2 pseudogenes are annotated in these 704 nt (G+C 70.7%); one reads left to right on the plus strand and one right to left on the minus strand.

From position 1 onward, the window contains the following. Positions 1–418, plus strand: a pseudogene (locus tag A5652_RS09485) (ABC transporter ATP-binding protein); the annotation flags it as partial. Between the two features lies 1 nt (position 419). Here A5652_RS09485 and A5652_RS26585 read toward each other — a convergent pair. After that, positions 420–704 (minus strand): annotated as a pseudogene (locus A5652_RS26585) (ATP-binding cassette domain-containing protein); the annotation flags it as partial.

Here is a 704-nt window from a genome sequence, read left to right on the forward strand (position 1 = left end):
AAGCACCCGCGCCACGCTCGACAACATCCGCTCGGTGCTCGCCGCACCGCTGGTGAAGGTCGGCGCTGCTTCGCTGGCCGGCGCCACGGCACCCCGCGTCGAATTCGACGACGTCGTATTCCGTTACGACGGCGCCGGTGCGCCGGTGCTCGACGGGGTGAGCTTCACCCTGGAGCCGGGCAGCACCACGGCGATCGTCGGACCGTCCGGCTCGGGCAAGAGCACCATCCTGGCGCTGATCGCCGGGCTGCACGAGCCCACCGGCGGCCGGGTGCTTATCGACGGAGTAGACGTGGCGACGCTGGACGGCGAAGCGCGGCGGGCGGCCAGCAGCGTGGTGTTCCAGCATCCCTACCTGTTCCACGGGTCGATCCGCGACAATGTGTTCGCCGGAGATCCCGGCGCCGGCGACGAGCAGTTGCGCGGGCGATGCTGACCCGTTGTCGCTCACCACCGGACAGTGCCGAGCCGGCCTCTCCGACGACGGTGTCGGCACCGTCGGGAAGCCTCCCGACGAGTTCGTCGACGCGGGCGAGCGCCACGGCCCGCGCGAACTGCTCGTCGCCGGCGCCGGGATCTCCGGCGAACACATTGTCGCGGATCGACCCGTGGAACAGGTAGGGATGCTGGAACACCACGCTGCTGGCCGCCCGCCGCGCTTCGCCGTCCAGCGTCGCCACGTCTACTCCGTCGATAAGCACCCG

It is taken from the genome of Mycobacterium sp. 1165178.9 (genome assembly GCF_001673555.1).
In the GTDB taxonomy this organism is placed as follows: domain Bacteria; phylum Actinomycetota; class Actinomycetes; order Mycobacteriales; family Mycobacteriaceae; genus Mycobacterium.